This window comes from Aquincola agrisoli, from assembly GCF_036621135.1.
Taxonomy (GTDB): Bacteria; Pseudomonadota; Gammaproteobacteria; order Burkholderiales; family Burkholderiaceae_C; genus Aquincola; species Aquincola agrisoli.
The window spans coordinates 147263-165553 of record NZ_JAZIBG010000054.1 but is presented as its reverse complement, the minus strand read 5'-3'; the positions used below and the strand labels follow the sequence as shown (position 1 = coordinate 165553).

Below are 18291 nucleotides of genomic sequence, written 5' to 3'. Positions count from 1 at the left end.
GAGCACCGTGCCGGCGCGGTGTCAGCCCATGCGTACCTGCGCGTGCTCGCCCATGTCTTTCGGCGGCTCGCCCGTCATCGCCGCCTTGGCCATGCGGTAGAGCTGCGTGAGCTTGTTGGCCTTCACGTCCCAGTAGTCGGCATGCACGATGTCGACACGGACCAGGGCCAAGTCGGGGTCGTCCACGCCGCCGGGAAACCAGGCTTCGGCAAGCTTGCTCCAGAGTTGCTGCACGCGGGCACGGTCCTCCACGACCTGCGCCACGCCGGACACCGAGACGTAGGCGTCCTTGTCCGTATCGGCATAGGCGACGTTGACGTTCGGATCGGCCGCGAACTCGGCGACGGGCTCGCTGCGCCGGGACATGAAGAACCACAGGCTGCGATCCTCGTCGAGCCGCGAGTTCTGCGTCGTCATCGGGCGCGCATGCAGATGGCCCTTGGCATCGTGCGTGGTGAACATCGCGAAGCGGATGTCCTTGACGAGCGACCAGAGGTGCTCGCGGGCGGCGGTGTCGTCAGGGTGGGATGTCGTCATCGGGCTGTCCTTCATCAAGAGGTCGGTGCAGCCATCCGGCAAACCCCGTTCCTGCCGCCCAAGAAAAAAGGGCGGTGCAACGCACCGCCCTTCATGGCGTGGAATCGCCCGGCGCTCAGTCGGCCTTGCGGCGGCGCGCGACGAAGCCGATCACGCCCAGGCCGCCCAACAGCAGCGCATACGTCTCGGGCTCGGGCACGGCGGTCACCACCGAGGTGATGGTGTAGGTGCCGGCCACCGAGCCCGTCACCGCACCCTTGACCACGTAGTAGTAGTCGCCCGCGGCCAGCGACGAGGTCAGCACGGAGGTGCTGGTGCTGTCGAAGGTGAGCGGCGAGTTGAAGACCGCGGCGTTGTCGCTGGCGCGGAACAGTTCCAGCGAACCGCCGGTGATGTTCAGGACCAGCGGCGCCTCGTTCGACACGGCGACCGACCACAGGTCCGACGCGCCGGACAGCGTGAAGTTGATGCGGTCTTCGAACGTGGTCTGGGTCGGATAGCTGAACGAGAAGGACTCGAAGCTGTCGTGGACGCCCCACGGATTGAAGGTGGCTGCATTGGCAGCGGCACCGGCCAGGGCCAGCACGGAGGCAAGAACAACTGCGGAACGTTTCATCAAACTCCCCTTTGAAAGATAGCGATGGCAAAAACGTGCATTTCGCACACACCCAGCAGTGTCGCCAACCCAATGGCAGCAACCACTCCCCCGCACGGGGGAAATCGCGACGAAATGTTAACTGTCAGAAGCGCCAAATTTTCCCGTAAAGAGGGAGAGGCGCCCCTGAAGAAGCGTGAGTGTTGCACTGCAGCGTCGGCGCGGGCAAGTGAATCGCACCCAGCGCACAGTTGCCATCGGGAAAGCGTCGTGAATATGAGCAAAGCGCCGTGCAAACGGGCGGTTTCATGGGCGCGCTTGACGTCGTGGCGCAACGCCGCCTCGGATAATGCGCCCCTTCACATGAACGGCAACGGCAGTTTCTGATGGCGAACAACACCTCTCCCACCATCGCCGTGATCGGCCTCGGCTACGTCGGGCTCCCGCTCGCGGTGAAACTCGGCGAACGGCAGCGCACGATCGGCGTCGACCTGTCGAAGGACAAGGTCGAGGCCTACCGCCGCCACGTCGACCCGACCGGAGAGGTATCGACGGAAGACCTGCGGGCCGCGACCCACCTGACCTGCACCACCGACCCCGCCGAGATCGCCGAGGCCGACGTGATCATCGTCGCGGTGCCGACGCCGGTCGACGAAGCCCGGCGCCCCGACTTCACACCGCTCGTCAAGAGCTCCGAAAGCGTCGGCCGCCACATGAAGCGCGGCGCCGTGGTGGTGTACGAGTCCACCGTCTACCCGGGCGCGACCGAGGAGGTGTGCGTGCCCATCCTCGAGCGCACCTCGGGCATGAAGTGGAAGACCGACTTCTTCGTCGGCTACAGCCCCGAGCGCATCAACCCCGGCGACAAGGAACGCACGCTCACCAAGATCACCAAGGTGGTCTCGGGCGACACGCCGCAAACGCTCGAGTTGGTGAAGCAGGTGTACGGCAGCATCATCACGGCCGGCGTCTACGAGGCCAGCAGCATCAAGGTGGCGGAAGCCGCGAAGGTGATCGAAAACACGCAGCGCGACCTCAACATCGCGTTGATGAACGAGCTGTCGATCATCTTCCACATGATCGGCATCGACACGATCGAGGTGCTGAAGGCCGCCGGCACCAAATGGAACTTCCTGCCCTTCCGCCCTGGCCTGGTGGGTGGCCACTGCATCGGCGTCGATCCGTACTACCTGACGCACAAGGCCGAGATGCTGGGCTACCGGCCGGAGGTGATCCTCGCCGGCCGCCGGATCAACGACAGCATGGGCAAGTTCCTGGCCGAGCAGACGATCAAGCAGATGATCGCCGCCGACCTGCCCATCAAGGGGGCCGACGTGATCGTGCTGGGGCTGACCTTCAAGGAGAACTGCCCCGACCTGCGCAACAGCAAGGTGATCGACGTCATCCGCGAACTGGAAAGCTTCGGCGTGCGGGTGCACGTGCACGATCCGATCGCCGAGCCCGCCGAGGCCGAGCACGAATACGGCGTGACGCCCAAGGCCTGGGATGCGCTGCCCAAGGCGCAGGCGGTGGTCGCGGCCGTTGCGCACCGGGAGTACCTCGAACTGGGCGCCGCGGCGCTGTGCGAGCGCCTGCAGCCCGGTGGCTTGGTGGTCGACGTGAAGGCGGTGCTCGACGCCGCGGCGCTACAGGCCCAAGGCGCCCGGGTGTGGCGCTTGTGAGTGCACGCGCCTACGCGGACACCCTCGCCGACCTGCGGGGCACACCCCGCACCTGGCTGGTGACGGGGGCAGCGGGCTTCATCGGCAGCCACCTGGTCGAGACGCTGCTCTCGCTCGACCAGCGGGTCATCGGCCTCGACAACTTCGCCACCGGCCACCCCCGCAACCTGGCGCTGGCCACCGCCGGCCTGAGCGAGGCGCCAGGCGCGCGCTGGCACTTCATCGAAGGCGACATCCGAGACCAGGCCACCTGCCACGCGGCCTGCCGGGGCGTCGACGTGGTGCTGCACCAGGCCGCGCTCGGTTCGGTGCCGCGCTCGCTGCAGGACCCGGTGACCACGAACGGCGTGAACATCGACGGCTTCCTGCACATGCTGGTGGCCGCGCGCGATGCGGGCGTCAAGCGCTTCGTCTACGCCGCCAGCAGCTCCACCTACGGCGACCACCCCGGCCTGCCGAAGGTGGAAGACCGCATCGGCAAGCCGCTGTCGCCCTACGCAGTGACGAAGTACGTCAACGAGCTGTATGCCGACGTGTTCGGCCGCAGCTACGGCACCGAGTCGATCGGGCTGCGCTACTTCAATGTTTTCGGCCCCCGGCAGGACCCGAACGGCGCGTACGCCGCGGTCATCCCGAAGTGGGCCGCCGCGATGCTGCGCGGCGAGGCGGTGCGCATCAACGGTGACGGCGAGACCAGCCGCGACTTCTGCTACATCGCCAACACGGTGCAGGCCAACCTGCTGGCCGCGACGACGACGAACCCGGACGCGGTCAACCAGGTCTACAACGTCGCGGTCGGCGATCAGACCACGCTCAACACGCTGTACGCCGAACTGGCCAAGGCCTTGCGCACGCAGCTGCCGAGCCTGGACGTGGCGCCGGCGGTCCACGGCGACTTCCGCGCCGGCGACGTGCGCCATTCGCGCGCCGACATCTCAAAGGCCGCTTCGCTGCTGGGCTATTCGCCGACGCACCGCTTCGGTGAAGGGCTCACCGAAGCGGCGCTCTGGTACGCCACGCAGCCGGCGGGCTGACCGGCCCCGGGCCGGCGGCTCGGCGGGCGGCCAGCCGCTCCTGCAGGAAATCCCCCAGCGCACGCACCCGCGCGCTGAGGTGCGTGCCGGCCGCCAGCGCCAGCACCAGCGGATACGACGGCGAGCGCAGATGCGGCAGCACCTGCACCAGCCGGCCGGCGGCCAGGTCGTCGTCCACGTCGAGCGCCGCCTTCATCGCGATGCCGTAGCCCGCCAGCGCCCACTCGCGCGCCACCAGGCCGTTGTCCGCCGTGCGGCGCACACGCGGCCGCAGCACCCGCGTGCGGTCACCTTCCTGCACCGACCAGGCGTGGCCCGGCCGCCCCGCGAGCCGCAGCGCGATGCCCTCGTGCGCGGCGATGTCGTCGGCCTGCCGAGGCGTGCCGGCCCGCGCCAGGTAGGCGGGCGACGCCACGAGGATGCGTGCGTTGTCGGCCAGGCGGCGCACGATCATCCCGGGCTGCGCCGGCTCGCCGTAGCGCAGCGCGGCGTCCACCGGCTCGCGGGCCAGATCGCTGAGGCGGTCGCTCACCTGCAGCTCCAGCTGCAGCGCGGGGTGCAGCTCCATGAATTCATCGAGCAGGGGCCGCAGCACGCGCGTGCCCAGGTCCGAGGGCATGCCCAGCCGCAGCAGCCCTCCCACGCGCGCCAAGGGCTCACGCAGTTCGGCGACGCCGTCGCCCAGCAGGCCCAGTGCGTCGCGCGCCCGCTGCAGGAAGGCCTCGCCCTCCGGCGTGGCGCGCAGGGCCCGGCTGCTGCGGGTGAACAGCACGGCCCCCAGCTGGGCTTCGAGCCGCCGGATCGCCGCGGTGGCCGTGGCGGGCAGCATGTCGACCTCGCGCGCCGCCGCGGCGACGCTGCCGAGTTCGGCGGCCCGCAGGGCCAGTTGCAAGGCCGGCAGCTCCAGGCCGGTCACCGAAGGAGACACCATGTCGATCGACAAACCAGGTTTGTGGCTGCCGCAGTGTGGCACGCCTGGTTTGTGATCGGCCGTCGCGGCACAGTGGTGTCCATCGCCAACCACGCTGGAGCCGCCATGAAGGCCGTTGCCTACCGCCAGAGCCTGCCCCTCTCCGCCGACGAGTCCCTGCTCGACCTCGACCTGCCCGAACCCACGCTGAAGCCGCACGACCTGCTGGTCGAGGTGAAGGCGGTGTCGGTGAACCCGGTCGACACCAAGGTGCGAAAAAACGTCGCGCCGCCCGCGGGCGAAGCCAAGGTGCTGGGCTGGGACGCCGCCGGCATCGTGCGCGCGGTGGGGCCGGCGGTGACGCGCTTCCGCGTGGGTGACCGCGTCTGGTATGCCGGCGCGATCGACCGCCCCGGCAGCAACAGCGAACTGCACGCGGTGGACGAGCGCATCGCCGGCCCGATGCCGGCGACGCTCGGTTTCGCCGAAGCCGCCGCGCTGCCGCTGACCAGCATCACCGCCTGGGAGCTGCTGTTCGACCGCCTCGGCGTGCCGCGCGACGGCGGTGAAGGCCAGGCGCTTCTCGTGATCGGCGGCGCGGGCGGCGTCGGGTCCATCCTCGTCCAGATCGCGCGGCAGCTCACGAAGCTGACGGTGATCGCCACCGCCTCGCGCACCGAAACCGTCGCCTGGGCCGAGCGGATGGGCGCGCACCACGTGATCGACCACCGCAAGCCGCTGACCGAAGAGCTTCGGCGCATCGGCCACCCGCAGGTGCCGCTCGTCGCCAGCCTCACCGCCACCGAGCAGCATTTCGCGGCCATCGTCGAAGCGCTGGCGCCGCAGGGCCGCCTCGCGCTGATCGACGACCCGGCCACGCCGATCGACGTGACGGCGCTCAAGCGCAAGAGCCTGTCGCTGCACTGGGAGCTGATGTTCACCCGCTCGCTGTTCCAGACGCCCGACATGGACGCCCAGCACACGCTGCTGGGCGAAGTGGCGCGGCTGGTCGATGCCGGCGTGCTGCGCAGCACCGTCACCGAGCGCTTCGGCACGATCTCGGCCGCCAACCTGAAGCGCGCCCACGCGTGGGTGGAAAGCGGCCGCGCAATCGGCAAGGGCGTGCTCGAAGGCTTCTGAGCCCCCGGGCAGCCGGCCTACCAGAAGCGCTTGGCCTTGCCCAGCTTGCGCAGGGCTTGGCGGCAGGCGTGCACGGCCGGCGCTCGCCGCGCCTGCAGCCAGCCAACCGCGTACCAGGCTTCAGCGTTGCCCGCCTCCGCGGCCCGCCGGTACGCATCGAGCGCCACCGCCTGGTCGTTGAGCTGCCCGAGCGCCTCCTGCGCCGGCGCCAGCCGCTTCAGGTACCGGCGCACCGCGGCGGCCTCGAACGCCGGCGCGGCGAACTCGGCGAGGTAGCGCAGGCGCTTCACCCGCTTGCGCACGCGGTGCTGTGCCTCGGCCGGCAGCGACTCGAAACCGTCGGCATCGCGCAGCACGCGGCGGTGCAGCTTCTTCAACCGCCGTGCCGCCAGCGCCCGGGGGCCGTGGTCATCCCGCGGCGGCGCCTCCAATGGCGATTCGCCGGCCGGCTGCAGGCCGGCCACCGTCAGCGCCACCAAGGCCTGCTGGAACGCGGCGGCGCCCGCCACGGCGTTTGGCGGCGTCACATCGGCACCGTCCTGCGGCATCGTGATCGGCGGTGCGCCGGACAGCGCGAGCGCCGCCGCGGCGCCGCCCAGGGCCTCGTCGCGATCGCGCCAGCGCCCCAGCATGCCGAAGGCCTCGCGCAGCGCCTCGCCGGCCTCCACGCCCTGCAGCTCGCGCAGCACCGTGCGCAGCCGCCGCAGCCCCACGCGCAGCTGGTGCACGTGCTCGGGCCCGCCATGGCCGCTGGCCAGCGCATCGGCGTTGGGCACGATCTGGCCCAGGCAGCGCGTGATGCTGTCGCGCACCCACCGGTCCGCATCCGGCGGCAGCTCGCCGCCCGGCGTGCCGGCCTTGACCACGGGCCACAGCGGCAGGCCCTGCGCCAGCCGCTCGCCGCGCTCGGCCTTGGTCGCATGGCTGAGCCACAGGCCGTGCGCCGACACCCATTCGGCGGCCAACGCCTGCAGCGCGGCCGGCGAGCCGTCGGCCAGCTCGAGCTCCAGCTCGCACACCGCCAGGCGCTCGCCGCCGGACAGGATGTGGCCCTCGTCGAGCGCCGCCTCGATACGCCCGCCCGCCAGGTCGATGACCCGCGTGCGGCGCCAGAGGTCGGTGCCGTACACCGCCTGCAGCGTCGCTGGCGCCTGCGGTGGCGTGCCGCCGTTGTCCCTTTCGGCCGCCGCGCGCCGCAGCACCGCAGCCAAGGCATCGCCTGCCGGGCTGCCGTCGTGGCGGCCGACATCGAGCGCCGGCACGCCTCCCCCGCGCGGCGCCGGCACCACGGCGTTGTCCTCCAGCCGCTGCACGACGCTCGCGCCTTGCGCCTTCAGGGTCTGCACCCAGCGCCGGCCCTCCTTGCGCAGGCGCAGCGCGATGCGGTGGCGCGCCAACAGGCGGTCGGGCGTGTCGAAGTAGTGCGCCTGCAGACGTTCGCGCCGCGCGCCCTCGCCCGACAACGCGGCCACCAGCCCGGACAACGCGGCCGGCGCGAAGCCGAACTTCAACTCGATCTCCTGGCTCATCGGCCGCGGTGTGCTGCTGTCATGCGGCCACTGTAGCGGCGCGGCCGCCCGCGGCCGTCAGTACCGCTCGGGCACGATCATCTCGGCGGGCACGGGATGGCGGATGTAGTCGGCGTTGCGCACCCGTGCCGGCAGGTGCACCGGCTCGTGCTGCACCTCCTCGTACGGGAACTGCGCCAGCAGGTGCGCGATGCAATTGAGCCGCGCGCGCTTCTTGTCGACCGCCTGCACCACCCACCACGGCGCCTCGGGGATGTGGGTGCGCTCCAGCATCGCTTCCTTTGCGCGGGTGTAGTCCTCCCAGCGGCGGCGCGACTCCAGGTCCATCGGGCTCAGCTTCCACTGCTTCAGCGGATCGTGGATGCGGCTCAGGAAGCGCGAATGCTGCTCGTCGTCGGTGATCGAGAACCAGTACTTGATGAGCGTGATGCCCGAGCGTGCCAGCATCTTCTCGAACTCGGGCACGGTGCGGAAGAACTCCTCCACGTCGTCCTCGCTGCAGAAGCCCATCACGCGCTCGACGCCGGCGCGGTTGTACCAGCTGCGGTCGAACAGCACCATCTCGCCCGCCGCCGGCAGGTGCGCCACGTAGCGCTGGAAGTACCACTGCGTGCGCTCGCGGTCGTTGGGCGCCGGCAGCGCCGCCACGCGGGCCACGCGCGGGTTGAGCCGCTGGGTGATGCGCTTGATCACGCCGCCCTTGCCCGCCGCGTCGCGGCCCTCGAAGAGGATGACCACCTTCTGCCGGGTGCCGACCACCCAGTCCTGCAGCTTGACCAGCTCGCCCTGCAGGCGGAACAGCTCGCGGAAGTACAGCCGGCGCAGCGCCTTGGCCTCCTCGCCCGGGCCCTCGTCGCCGTCGTCGATCGCCATCTCCAGCTCTTCGTCGTAGCTGTCGATGAGGTCCAGGTGCATGCGCTGCATCTGCAGCAGGGTGTCGTCGTTGCGGTCGTTCATGGCGGTGATCCGGCGCGTGGGCAAACCCCGCACGCTGCCCGCGCGCCGTGACGCGGTGATGACAGCGCGGCACCGAAGCCGGTGGCGGCGTGACATGCGTCTGTCATGCGGCGCCGCCATGCTGCTGGCGCCGTCGAAGAACGGCCGCCCACACCCCTCAGGAGGACTTCCGCATGACCCCGACCCGCACCGCCGGCGCGACCGCCTTGGCCGCCGCCCTGGCCTGCGCCACGCTGCCCGCCGCCGCCGCACTCGACCTCGGCCGCTACAGCCTCACCAGCACCTTTGCGCTGCCGGCCAGCACCGCGTCGGAATCCTCCGCCATCACCTGGAACTGGGACACGAACACGCTGTTCGTCGTGGGCGACGAGGGCGAGTACATCACCGAGGTGACCACCGCCGGCACCGTCGTCGGCAGCATGAAGCTCTCGGGCTTCCAGGACACCGAGGCGCTTGCCTACGTCGGCAACGGCCGCTTCGTCATCGGCGAGGAGCGGCTGCAGGACGTGTACCAGCTCACCTACCAGGCCGGCGCCACCGCCGCCCGCAGCAGCCTCGCCAGCGTGTCGCTGGGCATCACCGTGGGCAACGTCGGACTCGAAGGCCTCTCGTTCGACCGCGTGAACGGCCAGTTCGTCACGGTCAAGGAGAAGAGCCCGCAGGCCGTGCAGATGGGCAGCATCGACTTCGCCGCCGGCACGCACACGATGACCGACCTGTTCGCGCCCGCGCTGGGCGTGGCCGACCTGTCGGACGTGCAGGTGCTGTCCTCCTTCACCGGCACCAGCTTCGCAAACAACCTGCTGGTCTTCAGCCAGGAATCTCAGAAGCTGATCGAGGTGTCGCGCACCGGGCAAGTGCTGAGCAGCCTCGACTTCAGCCAGATCAGCGCCACCACCGAGGGCGTGACCATCACCGCCGACGGCACGATCTTCCTCACCGACGAGACGCCCAACGTCTACGTGCTCACCGCCGCGCCGGTGCCCGAGCCCGCCACCTACGCGCTGATGCTCGGCGGCATCGGCGCCATCGCCTTCGTCGCACGCCGCCGCCGCGGCTGAACACACCCCCACCAGGAGAACACCCATGAAGACCCTGCCCCTCCTGCTGCTCGCGCTGGCCGCGGGTGCATCGCAAGCCGCCTCCGGCGTCGCCATCACCGAATGGATGTACAAGGGCCAGGTCGGCGAATTCATCGAATTCACCAACCTCAGCGGCGCCGCCATCGACTTCAGCGGCTGGAGCTTCGACGACGACTCGCGCAAGGCCGGCACCGTGTCGCTCTCGGCCTTCGGCCTCGTGCAGGCCGGTGAATCGGTGATCCTCACCGAGGTCGACGCCAGCGCCTTCCGCGCCGAATGGAACCTCGCCGCCTCCGTCAAGGTGATCGGCGACAACACCACCAACCTGGGCAAGGCCGACGAGATCAACCTCTTCGACGCCAAGGGCCTGCTGGCCGATCGCCTCACGTACAGCGGCGACCCGGTCACCGACGGCAAAAGCGGCCGCGCGACGAGCTTCGCCGCGCTGGGGGCCAACACCCTCGGCCAATGGACGCTCTCGGCCGTGGGCGACAGCGAAGGCTCGTGGCTGTCCGCCACCGGCGACATCGGCAGCCCCGGCCACACGCAGTTCGCGGCCGCCGTGCCCGAGCCCGAAACCTACGCGCTGATGCTCGCCGGCCTGGCCGCAGTGGGCGTGGTCGCGCGCCGCCGCCAAGGGCGCTGAGCGCGAAGGGCGATCTTCTTACGACCGCCCGAACAGCCGCTTCATCAGGCCGCCCGGGGCGGCCTCTTCCTTGCCGCCCTCGGCCGCTTCACCGGCGTCGCCCGCTTCAGGTTCCGCGGCCGGCGGCGGGGCGTGGCGTTCCTCCAGCAGGGCGTTGAACTTCTCGAAGAACTCCCCCGCCATCTTCTGCGCGGCCATGTCGACGAGGCGCGAACCGATCTGGGCGATCTTGCCGCCAACCGTGGCCTTGGCGGTGTAGTGCAGGATCGTGCTGCCCGGGCCCTCCGGCTCCAGCCGCACCGCGGCCGTGCCCTTGGCATGGCCGGCCGCGCCGCCCTGGCCCTCGAACTGGATGTTGTAGGCGTTGGGCGGGTCGAGGTCGGCGAGCGTGAGCTTGCCCTTGAACTTGGCCTTCACCGGCCCGATGGCGGCGGTGACGAGCACCTCGTACTGGTTCTCGCCGGTGGGCGTGATGCTTTCGCAGCCGGGCATCGCGGCCTGCAGCAGGGCGATGTCGTTCAGCGCCTGCCAGGCCTCGGCCTGGTTGACGGGCAGGGTTTGCTGGTTGGTGAGTTCCATGGCGTTCGGCTTTCGGTCGGCGTTCCAGGTCAACGGGGCCGCGGCTGCGCGTCGGCGGCCAGCACGCGGGTGAGGTGTTCGAGGCTCTCGATGTTGTGCGCCGGCACGAAGCGGTCGACGTGCGGCAGCATCGTGCGGATGCCCGCAGCCTTGGGTTCGAAGCCCGTGTAGCGCAGCAGCGGATTGAGCCACACCAGCCGGCGGCAGCTCTTGTGCAGCCGCTCCATCTCGAAACGCAGCGCCTCGGTGTGGCCGTGCTCCAGCCCGTCGGTGACGAGCAGCACCGTGGCGCGGCCCGGCAGCGTGCGGCGCGCCCAGCGCTGGTTGAACTCGTGCAGGCAGGCGCTGATGCGCGTGCCGCCCGACCAGTCCTGCACCGCGCGCACCACCTGCGCCACGGCGATGTCGGGGTCGCGATGGCGCAGCAGGCGCGTGGTGCGTGTGAGCCGGGTGCCGAACACGAAGCTCTCCACCGGCACGTCGGCCCGGCCCAGCGCATGCGCGAAGTGCAGCAGCATGCGCGAGTAGCGGCTCATCGAGCCGGAGATGTCGGCCAGCACCACGAGCGGCGCGGGCTTCACGCGCGGCTGGCGCCACTGCGGCTGCCACAGGTCGCCGCCGTGCCGCGCCATCGCGCGCAGCGTGGCGCGCCAATCGGCCCGGCCGGGGTGCGCGGCCGGGCGCGTGCGGCGCGTGGCCAGCGGCTCGAACAGCGGGCGCAGCCGGTGCAGCGCGCGCTTGGCCTGCTGCCATTCGTCGGCGCTCATGGTGTCGAAATCGGCCTTGTGCAGCAGCTCGCGTTCGCTGAAGGTGAGCGCGGCCTCGATCTCCAGGCGCTCCGGCGCGTCGTCGGGCTCGGCCCGCGGGGGCGCGGTGGGGAACAGCGCATCGGCCAGCCGGCGGTTCTCGGGCGGCGGCGGGGGCGCGCCGGCATCGTTGGCCTGCACCTGCGGCAGCAGCATCTGCATCATGCGGCCGGCCAGGTCGGGGTCGCGCCAGAAGAGGTCGAAGGCCTGGTCGAACATCGCGCGGTGTTCCTGGCGGTCGATCAGGCAGGCCGCCAGCGTGGCGCGGAAGTCGGCACGCGACGCGAGCCCCGCCACCTGCAGCGCCTGCAGCGCGAGCTGGAGGCGGTCGGTGCCCACCGGCAGCCCGGCCGTGCGCAGCACGCGGCCGAAGTGCATCACGTTGGCGGCGAGCTGCTGCATGCGAAGCCCCGCGCGGCGCGTCAGCCCGGCGCCGCGGCGGCGTCGCGCACCTGCTGCAGCAATCGAGCCACCTCGCCGCCCTGCACCTTGGCGATGTCGTCCTGGTACTTCAGCAGCACGCCCAGCGTCTGGCTCACGGTCTGCGGGTCGAGCGCCACGGCATCCAGGGTCATCAGCGCGCGTGTCCACTCGATGGTCTCGGCCACGCCGGGCAGCTTGTAGAGCTCGATCTCGCGCAGGCCCTGGATGAACGCGACGATCTCGGCCGACAGCCGCTCGGGCGCACCCGGTACGCGCTGCGCCAGGATGCGCGCCTCGCGCTGCGCATCGGGGAAGCCCACCCAGTGGTACAGGCAGCGGCGCTTCACCGCGTCGTGGATTTCGCGCGTGCGGTTGCTGGTCAGCACCACGATCGGCGGTGCCGGCGCCTTCACGGTGCCCAGCTCGGGAATGGTGATCTGGAAGTCGGACAGCACCTCGAGCAGGAAGGCCTCGAACGGCTCGTCCGCGCGGTCGAGTTCGTCGATCAGCAGCACCGGCGGCTGCGGCTGGTCGGGCGCGATGGCCTGCAGCAGCGCGCGCCGGATCAGGAAGCGATCGCTGAAGAGGTCGCGGCCGAGCTGCTCGCGGTCGGCACCGCCGGCCTCGGCGAGGCGGATCTCCATCATCTGCCGCGGGTAGTTCCACTCGTAGGCCGCGCCCGCGAGGTCGAGCCCCTCGTAGCACTGCAGGCGGATCAGCGGGCGCCCCAGCATCGCCGCCAGCGTCTTCGCGATCTCGGTCTTGCCCGTACCCGGCTCGCCTTCGAGGAACAGCGGGCGCTGCAGCTTCAGCGCGAGGAAGACGGTGGTGGCCAGCGTGCGCTCGGCCACGTAGTCGTGCTGCAGCAGCCGCGCCAGCGTGTCGTCGATGTTGGCGGGCAGGGCCGTCACGCGCTGCTGCCTGCCACCGCGCGGCCGGCCAGCACCGGGATCAGCGCGGCGCGGTAGGCGGCCGAGCCGTGCAGGTCGGTGTTGAGGCCGTCGGCGCCGACCTTCACGGCCTCGCACGCCGCGGCGGACCAGTCGGCCGCGAGCGCGTCTTCCAGTGCCTTGACACGGAACACGCACGACCCGGCGCCCGTCACCGCCACCCGCGTGCCGGCCGGCCCGCGGCTGACGAACACGCCCACCAGCGCGAAGCGCGACGCCGGGTTGCGCATCTTTTCCCATCCCGCCTGCTGCGGCACCGGGAAGCTGACTGACGTGATCACCTCGCCTTCGGCCAGCGCGGTGTCGTACAGCCCCTTGAAGAAGTCGTCGGCGGCGATGCTGCGCCGGTCGGTCTGGATCGTGGCGCCCAGCCCCAGCACGGCGGCCGGGTAGCAGGCGGCGGGGTCGTTGTTGGCCAGGCTGCCGCCCAGCGTGCCGCGGTTGCGCACCTGGCGGTCGCCGATCAGGCCAGCCAGCTTGGCCAGCGCCGGGATGGCCTGGGCCACCTCGGCCGATGCGGCCACCTCGGCGTGCGTGGTCATCGCGCCGATGGTCACCTGGCCGCCGGCCACGGTGATGCCCTTCAGGTCGGCGATGCCGCCCAGGTCGACCAGCGCCGACGGCGCGGCGAGCCCCAGCTTCATCGACGGCAGCAGCGACTGCCCGCCGGCCAGCAGCTTGGCGTCGCCGCCGCCGGCGGCACGGATCGCGTCGGCCACCGACGCGGGCTTGGCATATTCGAAGGCTTGCATGCAGGTTCCTTCTTCAGGCGGTTCGTCAGGCGTTCAGCGCGGTCCACACCGTGAACGGCGTGGCGGGCATGGGCATGTCGCGCAGCCCGACCGCGTTGCAGATGGCGTTGATGATGGCCGGCGGCGAACCGATCGCGCCGGCCTCGCCGCAGCCCTTCACCCCCAGCGGATTGTGCGTGCACGGCGTGCCCTTCACCGTCTCCACCTGGAAGCTGGGGAAGTTGTCGGCCCGCGGCATCGCGTAGTCCATGTAGCTGCCCGACAGCAGCTGGCCGCTGTCGCCGTCGTACACGCCGTGCTCCATCAGCGCCTGGCCGATGCCCTGCGCCAGGCCGCCGTGCACCTGGCCTTCCACGATCATCGGGTTGACGACGTTGCCGAAGTCGTCGCAGGCGGTGAAGCGGTCGACGCGCGTCACGCCGGTCTTCGGGTCGACCTCCACCTCGCAGATGTAGGTGCCGGCCGGGTAGGTGAAGTTGCTCGGGTCGTAGAACGCGTTCTCGTTCAGGCCGGGCTCCAGCTTGTCGTGCGGGAAGTTGTGCGGCACGTAGGCGGTCAGCGCCACGCTGGCGAAGGGCACGTTCTTGTCGGTGCCGGCCACCTTGAACACGCCGTCCTCGAACACCACGTCGTCGTCGGCCGCCTCCATCAGGTGCGCGGCGATCTTGCGGCCCTTGGCGATGACCTTGTCGACCGCCTTCACGATGGCCGTGCCGCCCACCGCCAGCGAGCGCGAGCCGTAGGTGCCCATGCCGAACAGCACCTTGCCGGTGTCGCCGTGCTCGATGCTCACGTCGTCGATCGGGATGCCGAGCTTGTCGGCCACCACCTGCGCGAACGTGGTCTCGTGGCCCTGCCCGTGGCTGTGGCTGCCGGTGAAGATCGTCACCTTGCCGGTGGGGTGCACACGCACCTCGCCGGCTTCGAACAGCCCCGCCCGCGCGCCCAGGGCGCCCGCCACGCTGGACGGCGCGATGCCGCAGGCCTCGATGTAGGCCGAGTAGCCGATGCCGCGCTTCAGCCCCTTGGCTTCGCTGGCCGCCTTGCGCGCCGCGAAGCCGGCCACGTCGGCCAGCTCGATCGCCCGGGCCATCGTGGCTTCGTAGTCGCCGGTGTCGTAGGTCAGGCCCACGGGCGTGGCGTATGGGAACTCGCGCACGAAGTTGCGGCGGCGGATCTCGGCCGGGTCGATACCCAGGTCGTGCGCCGCGGTCTCGACGATGCGCTCGACCACGTAGGTCGCTTCCGGCCGGCCGGCGCCACGGTAGGCATCCACCGGCGCGGTGTTGGTGAACACCGCCTTCACCGTGCAGTGGATCTTCGGCGTCGCGTACTGGCCGGCCAGCAGCGTGGCGTACAGGATGGTGGGCACCGCGGATGCGAAGGTGCTGAGGTAAGCGCCCAGGTTCGCCTGCGTGTCGACGCGCAGCGCGAGGAACCGGCCGTCCCGGTCGGTCGCCAGTTCCACGGTGGTGAGGTGGTCGCGACCGTGGGCGTCCGACAGGAAGGCCTCGCTGCGGTCGGCCGTCCACTTCACCGGGCGGCCGAGCTGGCGGCTCGCCCACACCAGGGCGGTCTCCTCGCCGTAGAGGAAGATCTTGGAGCCGAAGCCGCCGCCCACGTCGGGCGCCACCACGCGCATCTTGTGCTCGGGGATGCCGAGCACGAAGGCGCACATCAGCAGCCGCTCGACGTGCGGGTTCTGGTTGGCGACGTACAGCGTGTACTGGTCGTCGGCCGGGTTGTAGCTGGCGTTGGCCGCACGCGGCTCGATGGCATTGGGGATCAGCCGGTTGTTGCGGAAGGTGAGCTTGCTCACGTGCGGCGCCGAGGCGATGGCCGCGTCGGTGCCGCCCTGGTCGCCGATGGCCCACAGGTAGCACTGGTTGTCGGGCGCCTCGGCGTGCAGCACGCCGCCGGCGGCCGCCACCTCGGCGGCCTTGGCCACGTCGACGACCGCGGGCAGTTCCTCGTAGTCGACCTCGACCAGCGCGGCCGCGTCCTTGGCCTGCTGCAGCGTCTCGGCCACCACCAGCGCGACGCGGTCGCCGACGTAGCGCACCCTGTCGAGCGCGAGGATGGGGTGCTTGGGCTCCTTCATCGGCGTGGCGTCGGTGCTGTTGATGAGCCAGCCGCAGGGCAGGCCGCCGACGTCCTTGAAATGCTCGCCGGCATAGACACCCAGCACGCCGGGCGCCCCGGATGCCGCGGACGTGTCGACGCGGACGAGCTTGGCATGCGCATACGGCGAGCGCACGAAGATGCCGTACGTCTGCTGCGGCAGCACGATGTCGTCGGTGTACTGGCCGCGGCCGGTGAGGAAGCGCGCGTCCTCCTTGCGGGGAACCGATTGCCCGATGAAACTTTGTCTCGCGTTCATGTGGACCCTTTCGATGGCGCAGCAACCGCTGCACCGCACATGGCATGGACCGAGCGGCAACCAGGGATCCGGCCTCGCCGGTCCACCGGTTGCGCCCCCTGGGGGGGGAGCGCCGAAGGCGCTACGGGGAGGTCATGCCCCTTGCGCCCTGCTGCACGGCCTTGACGATGTTCTGGTAGCCGGTGCAGCGGCACAGGTTGCCGTCGAGGTGCTCGCGGATCTCCGACTCGCTGCCGTGCGGGTGGTGCTGCACGAGGTCGATCGCGCTCATCACCATGCCCGGCGTGCAGAACCCGCACTGCAGGCCGTGGCAGGCCTTGAAGGCGGCCTGCATCGGGTGCAGTTCGCCGTTCTTCGCGGAGATGCCTTCGATGGTGGTGAGTTCCGTGCCGTCGGCCTGCATCGCCAGCATCGAGCAGCTCTTCACCGCGTGGCCGTTCAGGTGCACCGTGCAGGCGCCGCATTGCGAGGTGTCGCAGCCGACGTGCGTGCCGGTGAGCCGCAGGTGTTCGCGGATGAACTCGACCAGCAGGGTCTCGGGCGCGACCTCGCGCGCGACGGTCGAGCCGTTCACCTGCAGGGTGATCTTGGTCATGGGGATCTGTCTCCTGGCTGGCCCCTGGAGGGCAACTGACTGGGATGCTTTCCCGATGCCGCGATCGACCCGACCACGGCCGCCGATGCATGCTAGGCCAGGCTCTCCGTGCTTGCACCGACGGGAAAACCCGTGGAGGCCCGGCGGGCCGCGGCTTCGCGTATCGTCGGCCATCCGAAGCACCACCGCCTGCGCCGCCGCCATGGACAACGTCGACCTCCAGATCCTTCGCCAGCTGGCCGCCTGGCGGGCCGAAGGGCGCCGCGTGGTGCTGGGCACCATCACGCGCACCTGGGGCTCGGCGCCGCGGCCGGTGGGTTCGGTGGTGGCCGTGCGGGACGACGGCCAGATCGCCGGCAGCGTCTCCGGCGGCTGCATCGAGGACGACCTGATCGCCAAGGTAAAGGATGGCGCGCTCGCGCTGGCGGCGCCCGAGGTCGTGCGCTACGGCGTGGGCGCCGAGGAGGCCAACCGCTTCGGGCTGCCGTGCGGCGGCACGCTGGAGCTGGTGCTGGAGCCGGTGGGTGAACCGTCGCGCATCGACGAGCTGCTGGCGGTGCTCTCACGCGGCGAGCGCGTCCGGCGCGTGCTGACACTGGCCGACGGCCGCGCCGAGCTGCAGCCGCCCGGCGAGGGCGACGTGCTGCAGCTCACCGACACCACGCTCACCACCACCCACGGCCCGAGCTGGCGGCTGCTGGTGATCGGTGCCGGCCAGATGACGCAGTACCTGGCCACGATGGCGCAGGCACTCGACTACCAGGTGCTGATCTGCGACCCGCGCGACGAGTACGCCGAGGGCTGGAACGTGCCCGGCGCGCGCCTGCTGCGCGGCATGCCCGACGACGTGGTGACGGAGCTGAAGCCCGACGGCCATACCGCCGTGATCGCGCTGACCCACGACCCCAAGCTCGACGACCTGGCGCTGATGGAGGCGCTGGCCAGCCCGGCCTTCTACGTCGGCGCGATCGGCTCGCGCGTGAACCAGGCCAAGCGCAAGGCCCGGCTGAAGGAGCACTTCGGCCTCACCGACGCGCAGCTCGACCGCCTGCACGGCCCGGTGGGCATCAAGAACGGCGCGCGCACGCCGCCGGAGATCGCGGTGGCCATCCTGGCCGAGCTGACGGCCTCGCGCTACGGCTACGTGATCCCCGCGCCGTTGACGGCCGGCGGCGACCCGGGCCCGGAAGCCGGCTGCACCCTCTAACGCGCCGGCGCGCCGTCCAGCACGAAGCAGTTGGTCGGGATGCGCCGGCCGACGGTCCACCTCGCCTCGCGGCCCTTGCCGCGCAGCTCGTGCTGTCCCGACGAGTACCAGATGCCCGAGGCCGCCGGCTGCTGCGGCAGCGTCAGCACCGTGCCGTCCGGCAGCGCCACCTCGGCCCGGTCGGATGCAAAGCGCACACGCAGCTGCAGGCCGTCCTCGCAGTCGTAGACGACCGGCGGCTGCAGCGGCGGCGCCGCGCAGCCGGCCAGCAGCAGCAGCGTGGCGGCCCCGGACAGGCGGCGGTGGCGGTTCTTCTTGCGGGTCATACCCACTCCCGGAAAGTGAACGTGCGCCCACTTTAGCCCTGCAGCACGCGGCGAAGGCTGGCGCGGTTCCATCACTTTTCTCAAGTTCGAATTGCTGCAGCCGAAACGACAGGGCCGGCGCCGCCGCACGGCGCTCGCCGCAGAAGGCACGACATCGAACG

The 18291-nt window shown here is 70.8% G+C and carries 18 protein-coding genes; 6 read left to right on the top strand and 12 right to left on the bottom strand.

Annotated features, from left to right (window positions below; all coding sequences use genetic code 11):
• Window positions 1-21: 21 nt before the first annotated feature.
• Both V4F39_RS24935 and V4F39_RS24930 read right to left on the bottom strand, forming a co-directional pair.
• Window positions 22-537 (bottom strand): pyridoxamine 5'-phosphate oxidase family protein, encoded by a 516-nt coding sequence (locus tag V4F39_RS24935; protein ID WP_332292875.1) that lies wholly within the window; start codon window positions 535-537, stop codon window positions 22-24.
• Between the two features lie 115 nt (window positions 538-652).
• Window positions 653-1153, bottom strand: coding sequence for an FxDxF family PEP-CTERM protein (locus V4F39_RS24930; protein WP_332292874.1), 501 nt, complete (start codon window positions 1151-1153; stop codon window positions 653-655).
• Between the two features lie 365 nt (window positions 1154-1518).
• On the opposite strand from V4F39_RS24930, the gene V4F39_RS24925 reads away from it, so the two are divergent.
• Window positions 1519-2814: a nucleotide sugar dehydrogenase gene (locus V4F39_RS24925; RefSeq protein ID WP_332292873.1), complete on the top strand. Its 1296-nt coding sequence runs from the start codon at window positions 1519-1521 to the stop codon at window positions 2812-2814.
• Window positions 2811-3848 carry an SDR family oxidoreductase gene (locus V4F39_RS24920; RefSeq protein WP_332292872.1) on the top strand — a complete coding sequence of 346 codons (1038 nt, stop codon included), beginning with the start codon at window positions 2811-2813 and terminating at the stop codon, window positions 3846-3848. The genes V4F39_RS24925 and V4F39_RS24920 overlap by 4 nt, the downstream gene beginning before the upstream one ends.
• Here V4F39_RS24920 and V4F39_RS24915 read toward each other — a convergent pair.
• Window positions 3805-4779, bottom strand: a complete 975-nt coding sequence (locus V4F39_RS24915; RefSeq protein ID WP_332292870.1) for a LysR family transcriptional regulator — start codon at window positions 4777-4779, stop codon at window positions 3805-3807. The genes V4F39_RS24920 and V4F39_RS24915 overlap by 44 nt on opposite strands.
• Before the next feature lie 105 nt (window positions 4780-4884).
• On the opposite strand from V4F39_RS24915, the gene V4F39_RS24910 reads away from it, so the two are divergent.
• Window positions 4885-5898, top strand: coding sequence for a zinc-binding alcohol dehydrogenase family protein (locus tag V4F39_RS24910; protein WP_332292869.1), 1014 nt, complete (start codon window positions 4885-4887; stop codon window positions 5896-5898).
• 17 nt (window positions 5899-5915) lie between these two features.
• Here V4F39_RS24910 and V4F39_RS24905 read toward each other — a convergent pair whose 3' ends face one another.
• Entirely contained in the window at window positions 5916-7427 is a 1512-nt protein-coding gene (locus V4F39_RS24905) for a CYTH and CHAD domain-containing protein (RefSeq protein WP_332292868.1), read from the bottom strand.
• Between the two features lie 57 nt (window positions 7428-7484).
• The gene (ppk2, locus tag V4F39_RS24900; RefSeq protein WP_332292867.1) at window positions 7485-8384 is read right to left on the bottom strand and encodes a polyphosphate kinase 2; all 900 of its coding nucleotides are present in this window, start codon (window positions 8382-8384) and stop codon (window positions 7485-7487) included.
• A 173-nt stretch (window positions 8385-8557) separates the two neighbouring features.
• Between ppk2 and V4F39_RS24895 the strand changes: the two genes are divergently transcribed.
• Window positions 8558-9445: an SdiA-regulated domain-containing protein gene (locus tag V4F39_RS24895; protein WP_332292866.1), complete on the top strand. Its 888-nt coding sequence runs from the start codon at window positions 8558-8560 to the stop codon at window positions 9443-9445.
• A gap of 25 nt (window positions 9446-9470) precedes the next feature.
• Entirely contained in the window at window positions 9471-10112 is a 642-nt protein-coding gene (locus V4F39_RS24890; protein ID WP_332292864.1) for an FxDxF family PEP-CTERM protein, read from the top strand.
• An 18-nt stretch (window positions 10113-10130) separates the two neighbouring features.
• Here V4F39_RS24890 and V4F39_RS24885 read toward each other — a convergent pair whose 3' ends face one another.
• The 6 genes from V4F39_RS24885 to V4F39_RS24860 form a co-directional block, all read right to left on the bottom strand.
• Complete coding sequence (locus tag V4F39_RS24885) at window positions 10131-10691, bottom strand: SRPBCC family protein (RefSeq protein WP_332292863.1); 561 nt, start codon at window positions 10689-10691, stop codon at window positions 10131-10133.
• A gap of 29 nt (window positions 10692-10720) precedes the next feature.
• Window positions 10721-11899 (bottom strand): vWA domain-containing protein, encoded by a 1179-nt coding sequence (locus V4F39_RS24880; RefSeq protein WP_332292862.1) that lies wholly within the window; start codon window positions 11897-11899, stop codon window positions 10721-10723.
• A gap of 20 nt (window positions 11900-11919) precedes the next feature.
• Complete coding sequence (locus V4F39_RS24875) at window positions 11920-12831, bottom strand: AAA family ATPase (protein WP_332292861.1); 912 nt, start codon at window positions 12829-12831, stop codon at window positions 11920-11922.
• Window positions 12828-13622 carry an FAD binding domain-containing protein gene (locus tag V4F39_RS24870; RefSeq protein ID WP_332292860.1) on the bottom strand — a complete coding sequence of 265 codons (795 nt, stop codon included), beginning with the start codon at window positions 13620-13622 and terminating at the stop codon, window positions 12828-12830. The genes V4F39_RS24875 and V4F39_RS24870 overlap by 4 nt, the downstream gene beginning before the upstream one ends.
• 25 nt (window positions 13623-13647) lie before the next feature.
• Window positions 13648-16002: a xanthine dehydrogenase family protein molybdopterin-binding subunit gene (locus tag V4F39_RS24865; RefSeq protein ID WP_332292858.1), complete on the bottom strand. Its 2355-nt coding sequence runs from the start codon at window positions 16000-16002 to the stop codon at window positions 13648-13650.
• 121 nt (window positions 16003-16123) lie between these two features.
• Window positions 16124-16597: a (2Fe-2S)-binding protein gene (locus V4F39_RS24860; RefSeq protein ID WP_332292856.1), complete on the bottom strand. Its 474-nt coding sequence runs from the start codon at window positions 16595-16597 to the stop codon at window positions 16124-16126.
• A 202-nt stretch (window positions 16598-16799) separates the two neighbouring features.
• Between V4F39_RS24860 and V4F39_RS24855 the strand changes: the two genes are divergently transcribed.
• Window positions 16800-17804: an XdhC family protein gene (locus tag V4F39_RS24855; RefSeq protein ID WP_332292854.1), complete on the top strand. Its 1005-nt coding sequence runs from the start codon at window positions 16800-16802 to the stop codon at window positions 17802-17804.
• Here the strand turns inward: V4F39_RS24855 and V4F39_RS24850 are convergent.
• Window positions 17801-18130: an MliC family protein gene (locus V4F39_RS24850; protein WP_332292852.1), complete on the bottom strand. Its 330-nt coding sequence runs from the start codon at window positions 18128-18130 to the stop codon at window positions 17801-17803. The two genes, V4F39_RS24855 and V4F39_RS24850, sit on opposite strands and share 4 nt — an antisense overlap.
• Window positions 18131-18291 lie beyond the last annotated feature (161 nt).